Source organism: Peptoniphilus faecalis, from assembly GCF_012976305.1.
GTDB lineage: Bacteria > Bacillota > Clostridia > Tissierellales > Peptoniphilaceae > Peptoniphilus_A > Peptoniphilus_A faecalis.
Genome location: NZ_JABDSR010000001.1, coordinates 183,661 through 207,882 on the forward strand (window position 1 = coordinate 183,661; position 24,222 = coordinate 207,882).

At 30.7% G+C, this 24,222-nt stretch carries 21 protein-coding genes; 8 read left to right on the plus strand and 13 right to left on the minus strand.

Annotated features, from left to right (window positions below):
• Nucleotides 1–348 precede the first annotated feature (348 nt).
• The 6 genes from HKO22_RS00980 to rpmB all read left to right on the plus strand — a co-directional run bounded on the left by HKO22_RS00980 (nucleotide 349) and on the right by rpmB (nucleotide 4,652).
• Nucleotides 349–1,011, plus strand: coding sequence for an ABC transporter ATP-binding protein (locus tag HKO22_RS00980; protein WP_169967909.1), 663 nt, complete (start codon nucleotides 349–351; stop codon nucleotides 1,009–1,011).
• Entirely contained in the window at nucleotides 1,008–1,721 is a 714-nt protein-coding gene (locus tag HKO22_RS00985) for a beta-carotene 15,15'-monooxygenase (protein ID WP_169967911.1), read from the plus strand. The genes HKO22_RS00980 and HKO22_RS00985 overlap by 4 nt, the downstream gene beginning before the upstream one ends.
• Nucleotides 1,718–2,356 carry a hypothetical protein gene (locus HKO22_RS00990; RefSeq protein WP_169967913.1) on the plus strand — a complete coding sequence of 213 codons (639 nt, stop codon included), beginning with the start codon at nucleotides 1,718–1,720 and terminating at the stop codon, nucleotides 2,354–2,356. The genes HKO22_RS00985 and HKO22_RS00990 overlap by 4 nt, the downstream gene beginning before the upstream one ends.
• 3 nt (nucleotides 2,357–2,359) lie before the next feature.
• A complete protein-coding gene (locus HKO22_RS00995; RefSeq protein WP_169967915.1) occupies nucleotides 2,360–3,520 on the plus strand; it encodes a sensor histidine kinase in 1,161 nt (386 codons plus the stop codon).
• Nucleotides 3,498–4,091, plus strand: coding sequence for a response regulator transcription factor (locus HKO22_RS01000; RefSeq protein WP_169967917.1), 594 nt, complete (start codon nucleotides 3,498–3,500; stop codon nucleotides 4,089–4,091). The genes HKO22_RS00995 and HKO22_RS01000 overlap by 23 nt, the downstream gene beginning before the upstream one ends.
• Before the next feature lie 369 nt (nucleotides 4,092–4,460).
• Nucleotides 4,461–4,652, plus strand: coding sequence for a 50S ribosomal protein L28 (gene rpmB / locus HKO22_RS01005; RefSeq protein WP_075659002.1), 192 nt, complete (start codon nucleotides 4,461–4,463; stop codon nucleotides 4,650–4,652).
• Between the two features lie 575 nt (nucleotides 4,653–5,227).
• On the opposite strand, the gene HKO22_RS01010 is transcribed toward rpmB, so the two are convergent.
• On the minus strand, nucleotides 5,228–6,670 hold the full coding sequence (locus tag HKO22_RS01010) for a carbon starvation CstA family protein (protein ID WP_075659003.1): 1,443 nt from the start codon (nucleotides 6,668–6,670) through the stop codon (nucleotides 5,228–5,230).
• A 400-nt stretch (nucleotides 6,671–7,070) separates the two neighbouring features.
• Nucleotides 7,071–8,348: a bifunctional folylpolyglutamate synthase/dihydrofolate synthase gene (locus HKO22_RS01015; RefSeq protein WP_169967919.1), complete on the minus strand. Its 1,278-nt coding sequence runs from the start codon at nucleotides 8,346–8,348 to the stop codon at nucleotides 7,071–7,073.
• 115 nt (nucleotides 8,349–8,463) lie between these two features.
• On the opposite strand from HKO22_RS01015, the gene brnQ reads away from it, so the two are divergent.
• Nucleotides 8,464–9,771, plus strand: a complete 1,308-nt coding sequence (brnQ, locus tag HKO22_RS01020) for a branched-chain amino acid transport system II carrier protein (RefSeq protein WP_075659005.1) — start codon at nucleotides 8,464–8,466, stop codon at nucleotides 9,769–9,771.
• Between the two features lie 52 nt (nucleotides 9,772–9,823).
• Here brnQ and radA read toward each other — a convergent pair whose 3' ends face one another.
• The 6 genes from radA to fusA form a co-directional block, all read right to left on the minus strand.
• A complete protein-coding gene (gene radA, locus HKO22_RS01025) occupies nucleotides 9,824–11,191 on the minus strand; it encodes a DNA repair protein RadA (protein WP_075659006.1) in 1,368 nt (455 codons plus the stop codon).
• Nucleotides 11,160–13,625 carry an ATP-dependent Clp protease ATP-binding subunit gene (locus HKO22_RS01030; RefSeq protein WP_075659007.1) on the minus strand — a complete coding sequence of 822 codons (2,466 nt, stop codon included), beginning with the start codon at nucleotides 13,623–13,625 and terminating at the stop codon, nucleotides 11,160–11,162. The genes radA and HKO22_RS01030 overlap by 32 nt, the downstream gene beginning before the upstream one ends.
• Nucleotides 13,622–14,602, minus strand: coding sequence for an ATP--guanido phosphotransferase (locus HKO22_RS01035; RefSeq protein WP_169967920.1), 981 nt, complete (start codon nucleotides 14,600–14,602; stop codon nucleotides 13,622–13,624). Before HKO22_RS01035 ends, HKO22_RS01030 begins: the two co-directional genes overlap by 4 nt.
• Nucleotides 14,595–15,104, minus strand: coding sequence for a UvrB/UvrC motif-containing protein (locus tag HKO22_RS01040; protein WP_075659009.1), 510 nt, complete (start codon nucleotides 15,102–15,104; stop codon nucleotides 14,595–14,597). The genes HKO22_RS01035 and HKO22_RS01040 overlap by 8 nt, the downstream gene beginning before the upstream one ends.
• Nucleotides 15,105–15,114: 10 nt before the next feature.
• Complete coding sequence (locus HKO22_RS01045; protein WP_075659010.1) at nucleotides 15,115–15,567, minus strand: CtsR family transcriptional regulator; 453 nt, start codon at nucleotides 15,565–15,567, stop codon at nucleotides 15,115–15,117.
• Nucleotides 15,568–15,856: 289 nt separating this feature from the next.
• Entirely contained in the window at nucleotides 15,857–17,917 is a 2,061-nt protein-coding gene (fusA, locus tag HKO22_RS01050) for an elongation factor G (RefSeq protein ID WP_169967922.1), read from the minus strand.
• Nucleotides 17,918–18,059: 142 nt separating this feature from the next.
• Between fusA and HKO22_RS01055 the strand changes: the two genes are divergently transcribed.
• The gene (locus HKO22_RS01055) at nucleotides 18,060–18,707 is read left to right on the plus strand and encodes a helix-hairpin-helix domain-containing protein (RefSeq protein ID WP_144015192.1); all 648 of its coding nucleotides are present in this window, start codon (nucleotides 18,060–18,062) and stop codon (nucleotides 18,705–18,707) included.
• A gap of 106 nt (nucleotides 18,708–18,813) precedes the next feature.
• Here HKO22_RS01055 and HKO22_RS01060 read toward each other — a convergent pair whose 3' ends face one another.
• The 5 genes from HKO22_RS01060 to guaB all read right to left on the minus strand — a co-directional run bounded on the left by HKO22_RS01060 (nucleotide 18,814) and on the right by guaB (nucleotide 24,221).
• Nucleotides 18,814–19,152: a cytochrome C biosynthesis protein gene (locus tag HKO22_RS01060; protein WP_075659017.1), complete on the minus strand. Its 339-nt coding sequence runs from the start codon at nucleotides 19,150–19,152 to the stop codon at nucleotides 18,814–18,816.
• Nucleotides 19,153–19,160: 8 nt separating this feature from the next.
• Nucleotides 19,161–20,585 (minus strand): hypothetical protein, encoded by a 1,425-nt coding sequence (locus HKO22_RS01065; RefSeq protein WP_169967923.1) that lies wholly within the window; start codon nucleotides 20,583–20,585, stop codon nucleotides 19,161–19,163.
• Nucleotides 20,578–21,999, minus strand: coding sequence for a sensor histidine kinase (locus HKO22_RS01070; protein WP_169967925.1), 1,422 nt, complete (start codon nucleotides 21,997–21,999; stop codon nucleotides 20,578–20,580). Before HKO22_RS01070 ends, HKO22_RS01065 begins: the two co-directional genes overlap by 8 nt.
• Before the next feature lie 13 nt (nucleotides 22,000–22,012).
• Complete coding sequence (locus tag HKO22_RS01075; protein ID WP_075659019.1) at nucleotides 22,013–22,696, minus strand: response regulator transcription factor; 684 nt, start codon at nucleotides 22,694–22,696, stop codon at nucleotides 22,013–22,015.
• A gap of 79 nt (nucleotides 22,697–22,775) precedes the next feature.
• Entirely contained in the window at nucleotides 22,776–24,221 is a 1,446-nt protein-coding gene (guaB, locus tag HKO22_RS01080; protein WP_169967926.1) for an IMP dehydrogenase, read from the minus strand.
• Between the last annotated feature and the right edge of the window lies 1 nt (nucleotide 24,222).

A 24,222-nucleotide genomic window follows, 5' to 3' on the forward strand; every position in this document is an offset into this window, starting at 1 on the left:
GCTACTTGTAAAAAATAATTGAAAGTATGAACTAAAGCTTGTAAAAAAACATAGCAAAGGTGTGGAAAAATTATGGCGGTCTTAGGACTGCTTTTTTTTATTAAGTTTGCAGTATTTACTCACGTAATAAAATTTATAATAGCATAAAATAAAACATATTGAGGCGAAAATATGAAATCAAAAATTATAGCACCGAGAAATTATTGTAAACTATGTGCTATTTGTACGATATATTAACTTGTAATAGATTTAAATACAAATTTTAATTTGGTTTTAAATTATAGTTTTAACTTGAAATATATCTTTAGTTTAATAATAAATTTAATTATGAATCAGGAGGTTTTTAATATGAATGTAATTGAAGTAAAAAATATGAGTAAAAATTTTAAAAACAAAAAGCTATTCAACAATTTTTCTTTAGAAATTGAAGAAAATACAGTGCATGCCCTTGTTGGACCAAATGGATCTGGTAAGACAACTCTATTTAGAATACTTACAGATCTTTATGATGAAGATTGTGGAGAAGTTAAGATTAAAGGTAGTATGTCAATGTTACTTGAAAATGACTATTTGTATGAAGACAAGACAGGACTTGAAAACATTAAATTATACGGTTTATATTTTGGATATAAGCCTGAAAATTATAAAAAGTATTCTGATTTATTGGAAATTACAAAGGATTTGAATAGGAATGTTTCTACATATTCTAAAGGTATGAAGAGGAAATTGTCTTTACTAATTATTGTAATGATGAATAGAGAGATAATATTTTTAGATGAGGTTACTAGTGGAGTAGATCCAATATCAAGAGTTGAGATTAGAAAACTCATAAAATTACTAAAGGATGAAGGTAAGACCATAGTAATTACTAGTCATGACCTGTCAGAAATTGAAAAAGTAGCAGATAAGGTTTCCATGATAAAATCAGGAGAGCTGCTTTTTACGAAGAATATAGACGAAATGCAAGGAGAGAGCTTAGAAGATTTATTTATAGAGGAAGGTACAAAATGAATGATAAGATGAATATTAATAGGGCTTGTCGCTACTATTTAAGTAAAGACAAGGATTTTATTTTAAATTTATTATTATTTACTTTGATTTCCCTTGGCTTTATTTTTTTACTATATAAGGGGATCTTTGATTCTAGAGGAAATGATTATATTATATTAATGCTATATGTACTAATGCTTGGAATTTCACTAATTATGTCTAATTCTATGGTTGTCAATTTAACAGTCAAGGATAAATTAAATAAACGTATAGAATTTATCCTAGCATCAGGAGTAAATATAAAAGATGTGATTAAAGCCTATGGGGTAGAAATGTGGAGACTATCTTCCATTGTTCCCTTTATGTTGTTTTTTCTAACTTATGTCCTAGTAGACTTTCAAATCGAATTTAAGTGGATTGTGGGTATATTTGTGACAATGATAGGAATGACTTATTTTGAAATACTATTTTTTAATCTTATAAGTTTATCCCAAAAAAACTTTAAGTTTTTCAAAAATATAGTTTTCTTTGGAACAACAATTTTAATTTACATGATAGGCACATTTTCAGAGAAGATTCTCTCATTAATAGAAAGATATAATCTAAACCTTATCTATATAATATTAGGGATAAATCTAGGATTGGGATTAATCTTTGCAATCTCCTCCATGAAAGATTTAAGCAAGATAAACAATGAATCTGTAATTAATAAAGAAGGTTCATGGTCATGAAATTAGTTATTGATGATCTAAAAAAATTACTAGGCAAAAATGCTCTCTTAATGTCATTTATAGCATTTTTATGCACCTTTATGGCTCTGTTTTTTACTGATGAAGGAAGCCAAGAAATAAATAAGGTCATAGATATAATTAAAATTGATGGAATTTTAATACTTTTTGTAATATTTGGAATAGAACTCGCTAAAAATACCTTGGCAGCAGATAAGATTAGCAAAAAGCTTGAATTTTTACTTGCAAATGGATTTCCTATGAAAAAAATTCTAGGCAAGTATTTTATCAGCATATATATAAGCTCATTTATTATACTTCTCCCAAGTTTAGTATTAAATTTACTAAAAGTTAAATTATCTTATCTGGTCATGCTAAACTTAATCTTATCAAGCCTATTATATACATTGGTCGTAGTATTAACTATACTTGATACCATTAATATGAACAAAATAAATTCTCTTCATATTAGGCTTGTAGGGCTATTTATAGGAATTATGATTATATCCTCACTAGTATATAATTTTACAAATAAGCTGTCTTTATATTTATTAAGTAAGTTTTTTGTCTTAGTATCAATAAATCTATTTTTGGGTATAAAAACTAATAAAGAAAGGATTGTAGTTAGCTACTATTGAGATATGTATAAGAAATTAGAAAAAATTGTAATCAGCCATTTAATGATAATTTTATTTTGGGGTCTTCTTTTTAAAAACAAAATGTTAGTAGAGGAGGACTCAATTTTAAATGCAGTTTCACTTATTTTAGTTTTTGCATTATACGGACTTATATACACAGAAATTTCAAATAAAAATATACTAGGAATATTTTCTATTTTGGTTATTTTTACGTCTCTTTTGCCTTTGAGTCTGATTTTAATAAATGGTCTACCTTATAAGTTTCTATTCGCTCTTATAAGTATAGGCTCAACAAGCCTATTTATAAAAAAATATTTGGTATTAGAGAATATAAAATATATAAACATCTTACCGATATCAAGAAAATCCACCCAAATATTTACTATTGGACTTGTATTTTTTATTTTTGTCTTGATTTACTTATTTGATATAGATACGGTAATGATAAATATATTCACTCAGATAATCTTTCTTATTACAGAATTTTTCTTTATCTTATTTTTAAAGGAAAAAGAATTAGCTTTTGAGAGAACCTTTAAACTATATTACCTATCAGACTATATGGCTAGTGAAAGAGATGAATTTGCAAGAATTATACATGACGATATTTTGCAAGATATATTTACAAGTAAAAATTACCTTTCTTCCAAAAATCCTGATATAGAATATTCAAAAAAGATTTTGACTAGTCTTGAAAAGAAAGCAAGAAATATCATGAAATTCTATCAATCTTCTTTATTTGAAAAAGCTAATCTGGAAACATCATTATCTGCAATATTTGATAATGTATCTTCTTTATATCCAAATAAAAATATTAAAATTACTAAACTTATCGATAGTGATTTAACAGAAGATAAAAAATTAATTAGGTTGATTTCAATAATATTAAAGGAACTTATAAATAATGTTTATAAGCATTCAGATGCAAAATATTTAAATTATAAACTTTATAAAAAAGGAAATTTTGTAATAATAGAAATGGATAGTGATGGTGCAAGCCCTGCTGATTATAATAAAATTAATGAATCAAAGAGAGGAGTCTTGCTACTTAAACTTTTGATAGATTCAAATGCGGGAAATATTTCTTATGGATTAAATAAGGATATACTTTCAACAAAAGTTTGCTTGGAGGTGGAAAGAGATGAAAATTATTTTGTTGGATGATCATAAAATATTTGGGGAGTCTCTTAAGATGCTTTTAGAAGAGCAAGAAGAAATTTCATGTGCTTATGTATCAAAAGCTCAAGATTTTCTAAAAATGATACAAAAAAATGCCTATGATATTTTTTTAATCGACATAAATTTAAAAGATGATAAGACTGGTCTTGATTTAATTAAGGATTTGGTAGATTATAATCCCAAACAAAAGATAATAGTTTTAACATCTTATGATTTAGATAATTACAAGGATATGGCTTTTAAGTTAGGAGTAAAAGATTTTATAAATAAATCTGTAGAAACCCACGAACTTTTAGAAAGAATAAAAAATGTAAATAATGGCAACTATAAAAAAATGAACAAATCAATAATTGATCCTTTAACAAATCGTGAAATTGAAGTGTTGAAAGAGTTAATAAAAGGTGGAAGTAAAAAAGATATTGCCATGAAGCTATTTATAAGTGAGAGAACTCTCTATAATCATATAGCTAACATTTATCACAAGTTGCAAGCTAAAAATATTGTCGAAGCTTATAATAAAGCTATGGAAATTGGATACATCAATCCAGTTATGTGAAAATCATATATTTTTAAAATTGTTTAGAATTTAAAATTTTCATCTCCATTTTGTTAAGTTTGTAGTATTGCTCAAATATTCTTTTTCTAAATATTTATCTCTTACTTTCATCTAATTTACATCTAACATATACTACTGCCAATTATTATTAACATAAGAGCTTCTTCTATACTTTTTGTTAAATTACATTGTATTAAAGCACTATCTATTTTTTATTTATATAATATATATTATCTCGTTACAATTTGAAAAATCCTTTGTAAAAAATAATAATTTAGTGTAAAATAAAAACATATTGAAAAAAATATTTGCACTTAGCAGCAATTTTTGATAGAATATTTGTTGCTTAATAACTAAAGGAGGTGCGTTATGGCTAAAAGATGTGAAATTTGTGGAAAAGAAAAAAAATTTGGTAATAGAATTTCTTTCTCTCACTCTCGTTCTAACAGAAGCTGGTCTCCTAACATTAGAAGAGTTAAAGCTGTAGTTAATGGATCAACAAAAAGAATCAACGTGTGCACTAGATGTTTAAGATCTGGTAAAGTCGAAAGAGCTATATAATTAAGGGTCTTAAAAAGATCCTTTTTTTATGTATAAGTTACATATTGCAATGCAAGAGTTCTTTATTTCAAATTTTATAATATCCTTTACCTTTAAACTAAACCAAAAAACCCTAATAGTGGTGGAGTTTTTTGACTCTATGTCAAATATTGAGAGGCTCAAATATTGAGAGGCTCAAATATTGAGAGGCTCAAATAATGAGTCTCTCTTTTTTTATCAATATATGTTAATCCTCAATTTTTTGGACCCTTAGTCTTGAAATCAAATCTTTTTATAGCCACTATTTAACAAGTAGACATCTTGCTAACAGTAGCATGAATGTGAACAAATTCCTTATCCTCACAAAAATTATCAAAAATTACATCTTTAAAACTCAACAAATTCATGTTATTATTATTTTGCACTTATATGCACCTCCTAACAAAGTTTGTTGTTATTTTAAGTTTAGGACTAAATGCGTATAAGTGCAATTTTTTTACATAAAAATATCTGTTAGAGATTTACTCCCCAACAGATATTATAGAGCCGAATTATAAAGCCAAAAAAAGAACGCGTATAAACGCGCTCTATAAATCCTATGCTCTTGCTAAAACTTTTTGCTTGTCACCTTCTTTATAGACAACAAAAGCGTAAAGGATGGCAACTGTAACACCTATTATATTTGCCATCATATAAGGCAAGTTAAATCCAATCTTAGCACCCATAATATAGGCTGTAATGACGTAGACGTAAAACATACCAGGAATCAAGGATACTAGGAATGCTTTACCATGACGTTGTAAGTAAATGGAAATCATGGCGAAGGCAAATACGGCGATCGTTTGGTTAGCCCATGCGAAGTATTGCCACAAAACATTAAATCCATTTGGACTCAATTTTGCAAAGATTAAGATAACTAGTACGCATATAAACATACCTATGGAAAGACTTAATCTGCTCTTCATGGTTTTTTGCGGAATGTTTAAGTGATCTGCTATCATAAGTCGTGCAGAACGAAGTGCCGTATCTCCAGAAGTGATTGGAAGAACGATAATGCCAATAATGGCAATTAAACCTCCCACTGTACCAAGCATATCATTTGCAACAAGACCTATAACCGCAGGTTTTCCAATGAGACCAGCGTCTATACCCTTGTTGTAAATACCCATTGCAGCTGCCGCCCATATCATAGCGATAAAACCTTCTAGGATCATCATGTCGTAAAATACGAAACGACCTTCACCTTCACTCTTTACAGAACGACCTATTAAAGTCGCTTGTGTAGAGTGGAATCCTGACACGATTCCGCAAGCAACAGTTACAAAGAACACTGGTAAAATCGGTGTTCCATTTGGATGTGTGTTTAGATTGCTCAAATCCAAATTATCTAGTTGATAGCCTTTAAAAAATAAACCGAAGAAAATACCAACGGCGGAAAGTAATAAGATGCCGCCAAAAATAGGATATACTCTACCGATTATCTTATCGATTGGGAAGAGTGTTGCCGCAATATAGTAAGCAAAAATACAAGCATAAACGATCCAAACAACGGGGTTTGTGGACACTGCTTCTTGTTTTAATACATTAGTTACTATTAAATCTCCGGGAGTATAAATAAACACTGCACCTACAAGAACCATGAGAATTATTACGAAAATATTGTAGATAGAGTATACCTTACCCCCAAGATTGCGCTTAATGAGTCCCGGCATTTGTTCACCACCTGAGCGAATTGAAATCATGCCACTCATATAGTCGTGTAAAGCTCCACCAAAAACACATCCAATTGGAATCATAAGAAAAGCCAAAGGTCCAAAGAGAATCCCTTGAATTGGACCTAGGATCGGTCCAGTTCCTGCAATGTTTAATAATTCAATAAGTGCGTTCTTTTTTTTGCCCATGGGAACATAGTCGACACCATCTTGATTTTTAATCGCTGGCGTCTCCCTATCATCCGGTTGAAATACTTTCTCGGCAAATCGTCCATAGGCAAAGCCACCGATAATTAAAATAGCTAAGCCAATGAGAAATGTTGTCATATTCTTACCTCCTCGTATAAAATTTAAAATTGAGTTAAAAAATACCTCAACTTAATTCTCTTAATTATATTATTTTTTTTTAAAAAATACAACCTAATCTTTCATGTTTTTTAGGATTTTCTCAACTATCAAGACATATTTTACACTTTTGTACTTTGACACAATTTCTTCAAAGACTTCAATTTTAGTTTAAAAAAATATTCTAGGGACAAGAACTTAAAAATTATAAAGAGCTAATAAAATGAAATAGGCAGATATTAAAGGATGTAATTAGGCTGGACTTAAAAAATAAGCGAAATATCCTCATAATGTACAGGTTATTCCGCTTAAAATATTATTAAATTAATCTAGGTTTAGGGGTTCAGTTCATTCTCCATGGATTTTATATATCTTTTTTATTTTAATTTAATTTTTCTAAAATTATTTTTCTAATGTCCTTAATTAAATATAAAGATCCGCACCACAAAATCATATCGCCTTCTTCTGCAAGTTCTAAAGTTTTTTCTACGGCTTTTTCTCTATTTTTTATTGCATAAATTTCTTTTTTTGAAATTTTTTTAAATTCATTTACAAGAACATCAACTTCTGTAAATCTATCGTTGTCAATTTCTGTTAGAATAATTTTATCTGAAATATTTTCGATTTTTCTGAGAATTTTATCGTGATCCTTATCCTTTAAAAGACTAAAACCCAAAATTAATTTATTATACTTAAATTTTCTTATACTTTCTTCAATTCTTTCAATTGAATCTAAATTGTGAGATCCGTCAATTACTATAAGTGGATTTTTAGAAAGGCATTCTATCCTGCCAATATTCTTTGCATTTTTTAGTCCCAACTTTATTTTTTCTTCATTTAAGTTGTACTCAGTTTTTAAGAAATCTAAAACCATTAGAGCAAGTGATGCATTTAAAGCTTGATGCTCTCCAATTAGATCTATTTCGACATCTTTATAATTTCTAAAGTTAAATTTATTTCCAAACTCATTGGACTTTAAAATTTCAACTTCATTCTCCTTAAATTCGTCAAAGGTAGAGTTTTTATCGCTGCTAATTTTTCTAAGAACTTCTCCTGCCTCTTTCTCTTGAGGATAACTAAAGACATGAGAATTTTCTTTTATAATTCCACCCTTTTCCCTTGCAATTTTACCTAATGTATTTCCCAAAATATTTGCATGGTCAAGAGAAATGTGGCAAAAAACTGGAATTGATTTTTCCATTACATTAGTTGCATCAACTCTTCCACCCATTCCAACTTCCATTACAGCAAAATCCACTTTTTCCCTTGCAAAAAAAATGTAAGCAAGGGAGGTCAAAATTTCAAATCCACTTACAAAAATTTTTTTCTCATCAAGTTCTTCTACTTTTCTTCTAATTTCTGAAGCTAGTTTTGCAAAACATTCTTCAGATATTTCCTCATTATCGATTTTAATTTCTTCACGAATATTTGTTATGTAAGGCGAAGTAAATTTTCCCACAGAAAAATTATTTTCTTTTAAAGAATTTGCAATAAAACTTGCAACTGATCCCTTTCCATTTGTGCCAGTAATGTGTATTATTTTCAATTTATCTTGCGGCTTATTAAATACCTCTAAAAGTGCTTTTATATTGTCCGTCGTGAACTCACCAAGAGGAATATTCCTATTTTCAATCCAATCAACTGATTCAATGTAATTCATGTCCATCTCCTTTATAAAAATAGTACCAAAGTTTTTATTAGTATTCAATGTTTTAGTGTATCAAATTCTATTTAATTGTGATAAAATGGAAAAAGCTATTAATTGGAGGTAAAAAATGAATGACGAAATTCGATGGAAAGATTTGTTTGTAATTGGCTTTGCACTTTTTGCAATGTTTTTCGGAGCAGGAAATTTAATTTTCCCACCCTATTTAGGGCTTATATCGGGCCCACAATGGTGGATTGGCTTTCTGGGGTTTACTATTACAGATGCAGGATTAGGTCTAATTGCAATTATCGCTCTTTCTAAATACGATGGGAATTTAAATGTTCTCGCTTCAAGAGTTAATAAAACTTTTGCAATTATTATTTCAACAGCAATTATTTTATGTATTGGACCTTTCTTAGCAACTCCTAGAACGGCTGCTACTACTTATGAAATAGCTATATTGCCAATTTTTGGTGAATCTGTAAATAGATATTTATTCTCTGTATTTTTCTTTATTGTTGCTTGTCTTTTAAGCATAAAACCAAGCAAGGTTGTAGATATAATAGGTAAATTTTTAACTCCTTCTTTAATAATTTGTATGTTAGTTCTAATTATAAATGGAATTTTTAATCCAATTGGAGAAATTGCAAATACTGCCATGATAGACACTGTTCTTAAAAAGGGAATTACTGATGGTTATCAAACTATGGATGCTATTGCAGGATGTATGTTTGCACTAGTTGTCATAAATGCTGTTAAGACTAGAAAATATTCTTCGCAAGCACTAGAAATCAAGGCAACTATTTATTCAGGAATTATTGCAGCTATCTGTCTCGCTTTTATCTATGGTGGTTTAGTATACCTTGGTGCACAAACGTCAAGCCTTGGCGTATACGACATAAATACAGATAATACTCAACTTCTCGTAGATATTACAAATAGGGTTCTTGGTGGAGTTGGAGTATATATCTTGGCTATTATAACAGCTCTTGCTTGTCTTACAACTGCCATTGGTTTGATTTCAGCTGCAGGTAACTTCTTTAACGACCTAGGTAAAGGTAAAGTTTCTTACGAAATTATAGTTATTATTTGTTCTATTGTTTCCTGTGCAATTTCAGTGCTTGGTGTAAGCCAAATAATTAAAATTTCTGCGCCAATTCTTGAAATACTTTATCCTTGCGCAATGACTATTGTCTTAATCGGATTATTTAATGACAAAATTAAAGACGACTTAGTTTTCAAAATTCCATCAATAGTTTCACTTGTATTTGGTCTTTTATATGTACTACAGGGGAAAGAATTTCTTGGCGGACTTAATGAACTAATAACAAAGCTTCCTCTTGCTACATTTGGTCTTGGTTGGGTTATTCCAATGTTAATTGGACTAGTAATTGCAATTTTAATTTCAAACTTTAGAAAGCCAAAAGAGGCTTAATATAAAAAAACTCTTCTTACCTATCCCAGTAAAAAGAGTTTTTTTGTCTAATTTATATGCTAAATATTTTTTGTAAAACTTCTAAAATATTTGTCATCTTAATAACTTGAAGTTTTTTATAATTTTCTACCTTCACATTGGAATATTTTGAAACATAGGCTTTTTTAAAGCCCATTCGCTCCGCTTCTTTAAGTCTCACATCTAAGCTTGGAACATTTTTTAGTTCTCCAGTAAGACCAACGTCTGCGATGAAAACTGAATTTGCTTCCACAGGTTTATTAAGGGTAGAAGAAACTATGGAGACCATCACAGATAAATTTGATGCCTGTTCCTTAACTTTAATTCCTCCAGCTGACTTTACGACAATATTTTTATCCAAAAATTTTATTCCCGCTCTTTCTTCTAAAATTGAAACTAAAGTATTTAAATGTTCTCTTCTAATAGATTCTGAAATTCTTGATGGATATGGGAGAAATGTCTTTGATGCCAAGGCTTCTGTCTCCAAAATTATTGGTCTCGTGCCCTCTCTTATAACAGAAAGAGATGAACCTGCAACTTGTTCATTTTCTGATCTTCTTGTCATAAAATATTCTGAAGGATTGTCGATAGAAATCATTCCCTTTTCTGTCATTGAAAAAAATCCAATTTCACCAGTGGAACCATATCTATTTTTTGTTGCCATTAAAGATCTCAAGTCCTCCGATGAATCACCTTCAATTAATAAAACTGTGTCTACTAAATGCTCGAGACTTCTAACTCCTGCAAGTTCATCTTGCTTAGTCATTTGACCAACTAAAAAAATCATTCGAGGCTTCTTAATGTCCTTTGCAATTTCTGTCATCTTGTAGGCACACTCCATTGTCTGTGTTGGAGTGCCTGGTCTTTGAGGAAATTCATCTAGAGTAAAAGTTTGAATTGAGTCAATAATTATAAACTGAGGATCAATTTTTTCCACTTGAGCCAAAACTGAATTGAGAGAATTTACTGAGTAAACCCAAATATTATCAGAAAGCTTGTCTAAAATTCTTTCAGCTCTCATTTTTATTTGTGTTTCAGATTCTTCTCCCGATGCGTAAAGAACTCTCATACCCTTATTCGCAATGTCATTTGCAACTTGCATAAGTAGAGTTGACTTTCCAGATCCAGGCTTTGCCGTTAAAATGCTCACAGAATCTCTTACGATTCCACCACCCATTACCCTGTTAAATTCTTCAATACTAGTCTTTACTCTTTCATCTGAAGAAACCTCTATTGATTTAAGTTTAAGTGCATCTTTATTATTTTTAGAAGGAGCCTTTTTGCCAGGCTCCTCTTTTTTTTCTTCTAAAGTATTCCAAGAGTCACAGTTTGGACATCTCCCAAAAAATCCTTGAGAAATATATCCACAATTACTGCACTGATACACTATTTTCTTTTTCATTTTCCTTCTGTTTAGTCCTCTTAACTTTTTCTATTTGAATTTTTTTGTACTTAACATCTACTAAAATTTCATCGCCGTCTTTTATCTTTCCATCTAAAAATTCATCGGCAATTTTATCTTCAATTAATTTTGTAATAGTCCTTTGAAGTGGTCTTGCACCAAATACTTTGTCATAACCTTCGTCAACTAAGAAATTAATTAGTTTATTTGTGTAATTTGCTTTAATTCCCATTTCAGAAAGTCTATCGCTTAATTTATCAAGCATGTTTTTTACAATATCTTTAATTTCAGTTTTTTCAAGAGTTTTAAATATTACTACATCGTCAACTCTATTTAAAAATTCAGGTCTAAATTTTTGCTTTAAGGATTCGTTTATAATTTTCTTCATATTTTCATATTCGTTTTTCTTTTCAGAACTTTCTGAAGTTGAAAAACCGAGAACTGAATTTTTTGCAAGGAGGTTTGCACCTGCATTAGAAGTCATAATTATAACTGTATCTTTAAAGTTTACAGTCCTTCCCTTTGAATCAGTAACTCTACCTTCGTCTAAAATTTGTAGCAAAATATTGAAAATATCTGGATGTGCCTTTTCGATTTCATCTAAAAGAATTACTGAATATGGATGTGTCCTTACTGCTTCAGTAAGTTCGCCACCCTCTTCGTATCCAACATATCCCGGAGGAGAACCTACAAGTCTTGATACAGTAAATTTTTCCATGTACTCAGACATATCAAACCTAATCATGTTTTCTTCTTTTCCAAATAAATTTTTTGCAAGGCTCTTTGCAAGGAAAGTCTTTCCAACACCAGTTGGCCCAACAAATATAAAAGTTCCAATTGGCTTATTTGGATCTTTAAGGCCAATCCTTGACCTCTTAATTGCTTTTGCAAGAGTCTTGACAGCATCGTCTTGACCCTTTACATCTTCTTTTAGCTTAACATCAAGGTCTCTTAATTTTTCAGTTTCTTCTTCAGTCATATCCGTAACAGGAACTTTTGACCATTCAGAAACTATTTCGGCAACAAGCTCTGGAGTTACTTTTTTCTTCGAATCTTTTTCTTCAAATTTTTTTATTTCTTCTTTATATCTTTCTTCAACATTTTTTTGTTCGTCACGAAGATTTGCAGCAAGTTCATAATCTTGATTTTTTACTGCTTCAGATTTTTTATTTTCAATATCTTCAAGTTCCTTTTTGAATTTTTCTTCGAATTCAGGAACTTTATAGGACTCAATTTTAAGTTTTGAGCTTGCCTCGTCTATTAAGTCAATTGCCTTATCAGGCAAAAATCTATCATTTAAATATCTATCTGAATATTTTACAGCAGCTTCAATAGTTTCCTCTGGAATTACTACATGATGATGCTTTTCATAAATGTTTTTTAATCCACTTAAAATTTTTATAGAATCTTCAACACTTGGTTCTTCAACCATTATGGGCATAAGCCTTCTCTCAAAAGCCGTGTCCTTTTCAATTTTCTTTCTGTACTCAGAAATTGTTGTAGCTCCAATAACTTGAAGAGCTGACTTAGTAAGCATTGGCTTTAAAATATTGGATGCATCGAGAGAACCTTCTGCTGACCCTGCGCCAATTATTACATGCATTTCATCGATAAATAAAATGATATTTTTGTTTTTTGCAGCTTCATTAGTTACATTTTTTAGTCTTTCTTCAAAATCCCCTCTGTATTTTGATCCTGCAATAAGTTGAGAAATATCAAGAGTTAAAATGACTTTATTCTTCATAATCTCTGGTACATTTCCTGCAACAATTTCTGCGGCAAGTCCCTCTGCAATTGCGGTTTTACCTACACCCGGCTCTCCAATTAGTACGGGATTGTTTTTTGTCCTTCTAGACAAAACTTGGATAACTCTTTTTATTTCCCTTTCTCTTCCAATTACTGGATCGATTTTCCCCTCTTCAGCCTTTTTATTTAAATTTGTAGTATACTTTTCCAAAGCTTCTGAAGAAATTTCTCCGTCTTCATAATTTTCATATTCTTCCATATTGTTTAAAATGTCATTTTCAAGACTCATTATATCAATGCCAAGTCTTTTTAAAACTAATATGGCAACACCTTGACCTTCACGCAAAATTCCAAGAAGAAGATGTTCAGTTGAAACTGTAGCTTCTCCCATTTCCCTTGAAACTTCAAATGCAAGTTCAAAAATTCTCTTAGTCCTTGGAGTATATGCAATACTAGATACAACGGGACCTTGACCGCTACTCACTATATCAAGTGTGGCTTCCTTTGCCTTCTTATAATCGATGCCAAGTTTTGACAAAATGTGTGCACCTGTGTCCGTTCCTTCTCTAATTATTCCAAGAAGAATGTGTTCTGAACCTATATATGGATGTTTTTGTTCCCTTGCCTCTTGTTGTGCAAAAAGAATAGCTTTTTGTGATTTTTCACTAAATTTTCCAAACATACTCATTTGAAAACCTCCTTCATGAGAGCTCTCGCCTTATTAGCTCTTAAAATGTCTCTCGACTTAAGATCTAATATTGCACCCCTCTCAATTTGCAAATGTCCATTTCTAAGTTTAATAATCTCTTCATAAAAATCAAATTCTCGATTTGGTTTTAAAATTGAAAGTTCAATTCCAAGATTAATTGTACTCATGGACTGCATCATCTCTTCTTCCGATAAAACTCTTGCATTTGCAAGCACTCCAAAGGACCTATTTACCATATCCTCTAGAGTAATAATATTGTCTAAATAAAGTTTTTTTCTATTTTCCCTCTCAACATCGGCAATTTCTCGCACGATGATTTTTAATTTATCAATATAGGACTTTTCGTCTTCTCCAAAAGTTGACTCAAAAGACAAAGTGTAAATACTTCCCAATGCCTTATTTGAACTATCTCTATAAGAACCCAAAGTGTAGCCAAGTCTTGAAAGTCCCCTAGCTATTTCATTTATTCCAAAATAATTTAAAGCTGGAAGGTATAAAATTGCAATTGGCTTTAAACCTGTCCCAGCATTTAAAACTCTTGAACTTAAATATCCAAAATTTGGATCAAAAGCAAAATTGATTTTATCCTCTAATTTTTCTTCAAGATCGTAAATTTCTTTGAATAAATCGCTTAAAGTCTTTACTCGAGAAAAAATTGAAAGTTCAATATGCTCTCCCGCATTAATCAAAATATCTGGAGCATCCTTTTTCTCATAAAATCCAATATTACTTTTTTCTAAAAAATTTTTCCCAATTCTTCCATTTTCTACATACTCAAGTTTTTTTAGAGAAGAAATTTTTTCCATATCAACTTTAGTGTACCCTAAATCAGTTAAAATAGGATAAACAAATTCCAAGTTTTTCCTTAATTCTTCCTCTGTCATTGCGTTTACAAATTTTTTACCGTCAATATTTCTATATAATTTTAATTTATAACCTAAAATAATTTTAGACACTGACATCTTCCTTCAACTTCTTTATCTCATCCCTTATTTCTGCTGCCTTTTCATATTCTTCCAAATTTATGGCAAGATCTAATTTCTCCTTCAAATCCTCAAGTTTCCTATTGTAGACAAGATAATTATCCGCATTTTTTGGAATTTTGCCTCTGTATTTTAAATTAATATTTAGTGCATTTAAATATTTTCTAATTTCTACTCCAAAAGAATCATAACATTTAGGACATCCAAGAGTTCCTGTGCTCTTTAGTTCACGAAAGCTCCTTCCACAATATTCACAACTTATATCCTCTTCATCACTATATGAATTTGTGGTGAATTGAAAAATATTTCTAAGTGCATTTTCAAGTTGAGGAATTATATTTTGATAACTTTTGAAATCTTTTCTAAATTTTTCCTCTGCACAAACTTCGCATAGGTGGACTTCTTCTATTTCATTGTCGTTGATCCTAGTATAGGATATGACAGATTCCCTTTCCTTACAAATATCGCATAACATATTCTTCCCCCTAACTAAAAATAACTAATAGCATATTTTTTAAAATATCTGCTCGCAGTTCATTTTTATTTTCACACTCACTAAGTGCTCTATCTGATAGAGCAACTTTTATTAGCTCCATCTCTCTTTTACTTATTTTTTTAATTCTCAATAGCTCCTTTAATAGTTCATCTGAATTGTTTTTTGTGATTGAATCACCAATAAAATTTAAAAAAGTATCCAAAGTATCTTCATCATCTTCAAATTTTACTTTTACTATTCTAATGTAACCTCCACCGCCTCGTCTGGACTCAACATAGTATCCCTTGACGGGCGTGAACCTTGTTGTTAAAACATAATTTATTTGCGAAGGAGCACAATTAAAATAATCTGAAATTTTTGATCTTTGTATCTCAATAACTCCACCAGATTCAAAAATAAGTTCATTTAAAAAATCTTCAATGGAGTTAGAAAGCTTTGCCATAATACCATTCCTTTGACCATCTTTGTCCTTTGATTTAAAAAATTTTTGACTATCTTTTACTATTTCTAGTTTAATACAAAATATAATTTTTGTAAAGCTTTTAATTTAATATTATTTTAAATATATTATTTAAGTAAAATTATAAAAACTGCGTGCCTTTATAGTATGTTTTAAAACTATCTTTTACCTTATTTAAGGTTTAAGTTTTTTTGCCTATAATTGCAATATTTTTTTACATAAAAATATCTGATGGAGATTTTACTCTCCAACAGATATTATACCCTTAAATTTACTTTTCTTTATTTCTTTCTTCTATTATTTTTTCTGCAATATTTTGTGGAACTTCTTCATATCTTACAAATTCCATGCTAAAAGTTCCTCTACCTTGAGTAAGAGACCTTAAATCAATTAGATAAGAGAACAATTCAGCTTGTGGTGCTTCTGCAATTAAAACTTGAGTACCGTCATTTTGTTGGTCCATACCAAGAATTCTGCCACGCCTCTTGTTCATATCGCCCATTACATCGCCAAGATAATCTTCTGGGATTGTAACTTCAACTTTCATAATTGGTTCAAGAAGAACTGGACTTGCTTCTTGCATTCCCTTCTTAAAAGCAAGATTTGCTGCAAGCTTGAAGCTCATTTCGTTGGAGTCAACATCGTGGTAAGATCCATCGTATAAAACGGCCTTAAAATTAGTTACAGGGTATCCTGCAAGAACTCCCCTTTCCTTAGATTCAATAATTCCCTTTTCAACTGCAGGGAAATAATTCTTAGGAACCGCTCCTCCAAATACTTCTTCGTCAAACTCAAATTCTTTGTCAGATGGTTCAAATCTAATCCAAACATCGCCATATTGTCCAGCGCCACCTGATTGTTTTTTGTGTTTACCTTGAACGCTTGAAGTCTTTCTAATTGTTTCTCTATAAGGAACAATAAAAGGAACAATATTTACTTCAACTCCATAAGTGTTCTTTAATTTATCAAGAATTACATCTAATTGAACTTTACCTTGACCACCAATAGTCATTTGTTTAGTTTCAGGGTTTCTTTCAATTACAAATGTTGGATCTTCGTCTTTAATTTTTCTCAATGATTGAGAAAGCTTTTCTTCGTCGCCCTTAGTCTTTGGTTCAATTGCATAGTATAAAACTGGAGTAGAATATTTTAATTTTTTATATTCTACTTTATGATCTTTATCGCAAAGAGTGTCCCCTGTAACGGTTTTAGCAAGTTTTGTAGTTGCACCAATGTCTCCTGCATAAATTTCATCTATTTCAATTTGTTCTTTACCTCTCATTATGTAAAGTCCGCCAAGTTTTTCATTTTCTTCTGAGTTTACATTATAAAGAGCTGTATTTTTATTTACAATTCCAGAAATAACTTTGAAGATAGAAATTTTTCCAAGGAATGGGTCTGAAATTGTCTTAAATACTACTGCAGCAAAAGGTTCCTTTGCAGAAACTTTTCTTTCTTCGCCTTCTTTAAATCTAAAGCCTTGATGTGCACGTTCATCATCTGGAGCTGGCATGTAGTTTACAATTGTATTGAGAAGAATATCAATACCAATGCCCTTTTCGCCACTTCCTACAAGTAGTGGAACTGCATCCCCTTCAAGAAGTGCTGTGGTAACTCCTCTCAAAAGATCCTCTCTAGTGAATTTTTCTCCAGAAAAATATTTTTCCATCAAAACTTCATCAGATCCAGCAACAACTTCAGCAATTTCTTCATACATTCTTTCAGTTGCTTTAACTTGATCGTGGTTTAGTTCAGTTTCTTGCGGTGCAGAATTTACATATTTATATCCCTTTTGGAAAATAACATCTGTAACGCCAACAAAATTTTCACCTTCGCCAATTGGCACAGAGAAAGGAATAACTTTTTTACCAAAGGAAGCTTCAAGTTCATCCATTAGTTTTCTAAAGTTTACATTTTCTCCGTCAATTTTATTTATAAAAATAATTCTTGGAAGTCCAATTTTTTCTGTGTATTTCCATGTTCTTTCAGTTCCAACTTCAACGCCCTTTGTTGCATCAATCACCATTATTGCAGCTTCACTTGCTCTTAAAGCACTATGAGCTTCTCCAACAAAGTCGAGGTATCCTGGAGTATCTATTACATTTACTTTATAATTTCTCCACTCAATAGGAATAATTGATGTTCCAATAGAAGTTCCTCTCTCCTTTTCTTCCTTTGAAAAGTCGGAAACTGTATTTTTGTTAGAAACATTGCCAAGTTTTTGTGTAGCTCCACTTTGGAATAACATAGCCTCTGTTAGGTTTGTCTTTCCGGAGCCAGAATGTCCTACGAGAGCAAGATTCCTTATCTTATCTGTTGTATATACTTTCATACTTTCCTCCTATTATGTAAATTTTTTGAAATCGTTTCTATATATAGATTATAACATAGATTATTACTTTTGAAAACTGTGTAAAATTATCAATTTAGGGTATTAAAATTTTAAGATAAATTAAAATAAATGAGTGATGAAAATGGATTTTAAATTTTTTAAAAAAGATAATATCCCCTACATAATTATTATTTCTCTTTGTTTAATAATTGGATATCAATATTATGATTCACATAAATTTGATGATGCTACAAAATTTTTGAACACAAAAACTTCAAGCCTTCCTTCAAAAGAAATTTCTAAAAAAGAATTAGCTGAAGAAGATGAAATTCAGACATCAAACGAAACTAAAGAGATAATGGTTCACATTTCTGGTGCAGTTAAAAGTCCAGGAATTTTAAAATTAGATTCGTCAAAAAGGGTTGTAGACGCAGTTTATATGGCAGGTGGAGCAACAGATGAAGCGGACTTAGATAGAATTAATCTAGCAGCAAAACTCCACGACGAAGAAAAAATTTATATACCAAAAATTAATGAAGTAAATACTAATAAAGATACCACGCAATTAGTTTCAAGTAATTCCAGTGAAAGTTCTAATGTAAAAATAAATATTAACACTGCAGATGCAACTGAACTTCAAAAAATCCCTGGCGTTGGTCCAAAAACTGCTGAGAAAATTATAAATTATCGCTCACAAAATTCTTTTTCATCAATTGAAGACATTAAAAATGTCGATGGTATTGGCGATAAAAAATTCGAATCAATGAAAGATTTTCTCTCAACTTATTGAAACTTAAGGGAATATTATTAAATGATAATCTCATTATAAAATTTCACTAACGATTGATAATATTAAAAAAGCTCAAGAAAAAAGAAGCACAATGTGCCTCTTCATCTTAAGCTTTTTTTCTGGTGTTTTTTCTATACCTATTTTTATTTGAACTTGCAATTCCTATTATTAAAGCAAAAATTAGTGAAACCAAACCAGAAGATACGCCTATTACAAAAATAATTAAGTTATCAAGACTTCCTGGATCGAAAAGTTTATTTATCACCATAAAAAGTGAAATAATTCCAATAAAAACTAGGGCAAGTCCTGGCAAATATTTTATAAATTTTAAATCTCTTGCAGCAAAGTTTACTATAAAAGTAAGGACAACTCCAATTAAAATTGCACCAAGAGTTAGGAGCAAGTAAGTTGAATTTTCCATGACCATTTCCATTATTTTGTTCATTTTACACCTCATTTATTTGATGACAGTTCTTGTTGCCAAATATTTGAATAGCGACCTATTGCCCACTCCGTCATAATTGTGGACGCTTCATCTCCAATTTCCCTTTCAAAAATTGGACTAGGAAGTATTTTACTATCCTCTATATTATAAATTCTCATAAAATTTTTTTCCAATGTTATTAAAAATTTATTGTCAGGAGATACAAATCCATCTTTTATGCTGGATTTGAAATTTTTTATTTGAGACATTGGAATATTTATCTCGTTATATTTATTTACTTCATAGGGAAGAACTAAATTTAAATCAAAATCAGAAAATTTACCATCTGAAAGTTTCATTCTACCCTTTAATTTCCAAAAACCATTGTCTCTATAAATCCCTATATTATAGGGATCTTTTTTTAGTGCCTCGATATTTTTGTCTTTCGTATCTAAATCTTTTTCTGACAAAAAGTCTTTATAGCTTAGAGGCTTTTTATCCTCTAACTTATCTAATTTGTAAATTCGTAGATAATTATTGTTTGAATTTCTGTCCAAACTTTCCACATTGACATAATTATTTGTAATAAAGTTTATTGTCTTTAGATTATTATTCTCTTTTAGCTCCTCTGTATCAGTTTTAAGAATGTCATCTTCTTTTCTAAGCTTTGAATTTTTATAGTCCCTTACAATTAATTTATCTGTGGTCTCATCGCCCTTTGACTCTCTTTGAACGCTAATTTCAGAAAAGCTATCATTGCGAGGAAGAATAATATTATTCATCTCATATACATTCTCAAGCTTTAAGTCAGAAAATTTAATATAGAAAGTTTTATAGTTCCATGTTGGAATATTAGAATCAGCTTTTGATTTAAAACCAATTAAAAATCCTTTATCGCCCTTGTAATCAAATAAACTTCCCCTAGCAAGCACTTCATCTTTTTTAGCCAGAATTAATTTATTGAGATCCTCATTTTTTATCTTGTCATCGACAAGTTTTATCTCTAAAATCACTCCATTATAAAATAGCAAAGCTGTGTTTTCACTAGTTTTTATTACTTCATAATAAATATTTCTACTTGCCTTTGAGTCAAAAACATAGGTCGTATAAACATCTGAGTCTTCTATGCCAAGAGTTTTATAGTCTAAATTAAATTTTTTGTATAGATATTCAGAAAGTTTTACATATTTTGTCTTGTACTCAACATCTTTTATATAGTCGTTAGAAAGTACAACTTGATCATTGCTAAAGTAAATATTTTCTCCAATTATATCTTTAAATAAAAAATTATCTTGATTGATTTTTTTATTGTAAATAAATTTTGTAATAGTCCACTTGCCATATATAGGGGCTTGCCCCATAGTAGGCGTTTCAATATTTGTGCTTTGTGTATTTAAAAAGGAACAAGCTGTTAAAAAAAATAAGGAAATTATAATAAATAATTTTTTAATCAATTTTATCACCTACTTCCTTAGGAATTTCTATTGGAAGGGTAACTTTTACAGTTGTGCCAATATTTTCTTCAGAAAAAATTTCCAAGTTTCCATTGTGAAGTTTTGTAATCTCATCACTTATTGAAAGTCCAATACCGCTATGACTCTTTGAATGCTTTCCCTTGTAAAATTTTTCTTTTACATGAGAAATTTCTTCTTTTGTCATTCCCATACCATTATCAGAAATCATCATGTGGACATATCCATCTTCTTTAGACATTTGAAACTTTACCCACCCCTTATCTGATGTAAATTTTATTGCATTGTCTAACAAATTTATCAAAAGTTGCTTTATTCTATTTTCATCGGCATATATTAACACAGCTTCTTCTGGAAATTCTGTTATAAATTCAATATTATTTAATTTCGCACGAGGTTTCATCTGTTTTGAAACATCCACACAAGTTTGTGAAATGTCAAATAAGTCTTTATCTAGAGTAATTCTTCCTGAAATATATCTAGAAAAATCCAAAAGTTCTTCGACCATTTTTGCAAGTCTATCAGCTTCATTTTCAATAATATTTAAACCATCTTCTACAAGATCCTTTTCATCTTCCTTTGCATCTTTAAGTACAACTGCCCATCCCTTTATAGATGTAAGAGGCGTCCTAAGCTCGTGAGAAATCGAAGAAATAAAGTCATTTTTAATTCTATCCTTATTTAGAATTTCATCGCTCATTGCATTGAGAGTTTTTGCTAGCTCTCCTATTTCATCGTCTTCATAAACTTTTGCCTTCTCCTCATAGTTTCCACTTAACATTGTCTTTGCAACTTCTGTAAGCTCAAGTATTGGCTTTACAATTGATCTTGAAATTAAAAGAGATACCATGGCTGTAACCAATGCAACAAAGAGCATGAAGATAAGTAGAGATATTCCAGTTTTCAGTATAGCCTTATTAGCTTCTTCTATAGATGAAATAAATCTAAGATAGCCGATTTTTTCACCTTCATTATTTTTTATTGCACCAGTAACAGACATAATGGCTTCGCCAGTTTGAGCGTCTTCACCACGCCATGTTTTTATTTCACCATTTTCTGCAGCAAACATATCTGATGGCTCAATTGGTATAGATGAAAGTTTCCCAATGGAATCTAACAATAAATCTCCATTATTGTCTAAAATTTGTACCTCTGCATTCGTATTTGAAAGAAATATGTCGCTATCTTCATAAATTAAATCTTCAATTGTTTTGTCGGAATAATCTCTTTTGTAAATTTCGAGAGATACTTCCATCCTAGAAATTAATTCTTTAGAAATATTGTTGTAAAAATAAAAACTAAAAGCAAAGAGCAAAAATATGTCTATAATCGAAATTGTAATTAAAATAACTATTAGAAAACTTTTTACTAATCTTTTTCCAATTTTGTTTTTCAATTACAGACACCTCTTATTTCCATCTATATCCTGTTCCCCAAACTGTTTCAATATATTTTGGCTTTGCAGGATTTGTTTCGATTTTTGATCTAAGCCTTCTTATGTTTACATCTACAATTTTTGAATCCCCTAAAAAGTCTTCGCCCCACACAAGTCTTAGAATTTCATCTCTTGTCATAGCCTTACCAGGATTTGTCATAAATATTTTTATAATTTGATATTCCGTGGGAGTTAGTTCCAACTCAACATCGTCCTTATAAAATTTTCTTGAATAAGAATCAATTTTAAAAGGTGGATCAATTGTCAAATTGCTTTCCTTCTCTTCTTCTGGCTCAAGTCTTCTCTCAATAGATTTAATTCTTAAAGTTAGTTCCGTTGGATTGAAAGGTTTAGTAAGATAATCATCCGTCCCATATTGAAGACCCATTATCTTATCGTAGTCTTCTGCCTTTGCAGTAAGCATTATTATGCCAAGTGAAGGAAACTCACTCCTAAGAGTTCTACATACTTCAAATCCATCAATTCCTGGAAGCATAATGTCAAGTACTACAATGTCAGGTCTTTCACGTCTTGCGATTTCAATTCCATCTTCGCCGCTACCTGCTTCAAAAATTATGTATCCTTCTCTTTCTAAATTTATTTTCACAAATTTTCTTATTGATTCTTCATCTTCAACAAGTAATACCTTAGTTTTCAAAATATCACCTCTCAATGATAATTATAAATAAAATCCACTCCAATTTCAATTGAAGTGGATTATTAATAAATTTTTAATATTAATAATAGTTAGGAGCTTCTCTTGTAATTGTAATATTGTGTGGATGAGATTCTGTAAGAGAAGCCTGAGTAATCTTGACGTATTTAGCAGTTGCCCTTAAAGTTTCAAGATCCTTTGCTCCAAGATAACCCATTGCAGATTTTACACCGCCAACAAGTTGAAATACAATGTCGCTAACAAGTCCCTTGTAAGGAACTCTACCTTCAACTCCTTCAGGAACATATTTAGTAGTTCCACTTTGAAAATATCTATCAGATGAACCTGCACTCATTGCTCCTAGAGATCCCATTCCTCTATAAGCTTTAAATCTTCTACCTTCAACAAAGATCTCTTCTCCAGGAGATTCATCAGTACCTGCGAAAAGTGAACCCATCATTACAACATTACCGCCAGCTGCAAGGGCCTTGGCAACATCACCTGAAAATTTAATACCACCATCGGCAATAATTGGAACTCCGTACTTTTTAGCAGCTCTATAAGCTTCCATAATAGCTGTAATCTGTGGAACTCCAATTCCCGTTACAATCCTTGTTGTACAAATTGAACCAGGGCCAATACCAATTTTTACACAGTCTGCACCTGCTTTAATTAAATCTTCTGTTCCTTCATAAGTTGCAACATTACCTGCGATAAGTTGAATATCAGGGAAAGCATCTTTAATTTTTCTAATAGTATTTAAAACATTTTTAGATTGACCATGAGCTGTGTCAATTACAAAAACATCTGCCTTTACCTTTACAAGTGCTTCGATTCTATCAAGAACATCCTTAGTTGCTCCAACGGCAGCACCAGCAAGAAGTCTTCCAGTTTTATCTCTAGCAGAATTTGGATATTGTTCGTGCTTTTCAATATCTTTAATAGTAATAAGCCCCTTTAAAAGATTATCTTTATCTACAAGGGGAAGTTTTTCAATTTTATATTTTTTCAAAACTTTTAGAGCTTCATCTAGGGAAATATCAGGAGCACCGGTTATTAAATTTTCAGAAGTCATTACTTCGCTAATTCTCTTAGATAAATCAGTTTCAAATCTAATATCTCTATTAGTAATAATTCCTTCCAAAACTCCCTTTTCTGTTACAACTGGAACACCACTAATTCTATACCTTTCCATAAGTTTAGACGCATCTTTTATTGAATGATCCTTAGTTAGTGAAAAAGGATCCGTGATTACTCCATGTTCAGATCTCTTAACCTTATCTACTTCAAGGGCTTGGTCCTCTATAGACATATTCTTATGAATAATACCTATTCCACCTTCTCTTGCCATAGCAATTGACATTCTGTGTTCAGTAACAGTGTCCATGCCCGCAGACATAAGTGGTATGTTTAACTTAATTCTTTCTGTCAAATTTGTTGATAAATCGACTTCATTTGGCAAAATTTCTGATTTTGCTGGCACAAGTAAAATATCGTCAAATGTTAATCCTTCTCCAAAATATTCCATA